Origin of the sequence: Sporosarcina sp. P32b, from assembly GCF_002743335.1 — a bacterium.
In the GTDB taxonomy this organism is placed as follows: domain Bacteria; phylum Bacillota; class Bacilli; order Bacillales_A; family Planococcaceae; genus Sporosarcina.
On sequence record NZ_PDZB01000056.1, the window covers coordinates 1 to 1,104 of the forward strand.

The window sequence follows — 1,104 nt, forward strand, 5'->3', positions numbered from 1 at the left end:
TTGTAATCTCAAAATCCGTATCGAATGGAATGGTTATGTACATATCTATCACCTCCGCTTTAGTATGCGAGAGATCGGTAGATTTGTACATATTTATCCCGGCGACAGTGTACATATTTATTTTAGCGTTTATACGGTTAGAGAGAAGCTCGATCCTGAGAGGATATTTATGAATCATTATTTGAATGAATTATTTAAGGTTGAGAGGGTCAGTCACCCGCCACGCTAAATTGTTAGCATGGCGGGGGTCTGACCCTTTGTTATATTTAAGTAAACATAAGCTACAAGATGTTTTTTGAAATATGAATGGAATCATTGAAAAAGATAAAGCGCCGTGAACCTATACAATTTTAATAATAATGTTATTAAACTAACAGAAGTCTAAATATTAAATGAGGTGCGTTTCTGTAAATATAGGAAATAGATTTGATATAGTTGTAGTTTAGAGATAGTGATGATAATCCAATCCCAAGTGCTTAACAAAACGAAAGAAGGACCTTATCCCTCAGAGATTAATAAGAGGTAGGGTCCTTATTGTTTTTAACGAATAGATTAAAACAGATTTTTTGCTTTTCCTATAAGACCTTCTACTTTGTCGGAAGAAATTTTTGCTTTAACGACGTCAATGATTGGATTAATTTGTTTCTCGGGAAGTTGAACTCCAATGATTGATTCAACTGCTTTTACAGGATTTTTCGAAAACTGAGATGCACAGTCCTTATCCGATTGTATTTTATTAATAAATTCTTCGACTTTCACTTGACCTCTTTATTCAAACATCAGGCGAGTCCTAAAACTTTTACAAGTTATAATAAATTCAATATATCCGACCTCATTCAGATGAATACATACATAAAAACATGGACAAGTCAAAACCGGTGCTGAATATGAATAAATAAAGAAACAACTAATGCAGAATTATCGTAAATATCGACATCATGTTACAATTACTGAATTAGTTCATTATAATAGGAGCATTCCTGTTAGAAGCTTTTTCGGGGACTTGAACACAAAGAGCCCTCTTGGTATGATGCGGGGTGTCAAATCTGCACGAATTGACCCCTAATTTACATACCAAGGAGGACTCACAATGAATTTTACGCA

At 34.1% G+C, this 1,104-nt stretch carries 1 protein-coding gene; it reads right to left on the minus strand.

The window, feature by feature from the left end; all coding sequences use genetic code 11:
* Positions 1-552 precede the first annotated feature (552 nt).
* Entirely contained in the window at positions 553-759 is a 207-nt protein-coding gene (locus CSV64_RS16460; RefSeq protein ID WP_099635668.1) for a hypothetical protein, read from the minus strand.
* Positions 760-1,104 lie beyond the last annotated feature (345 nt).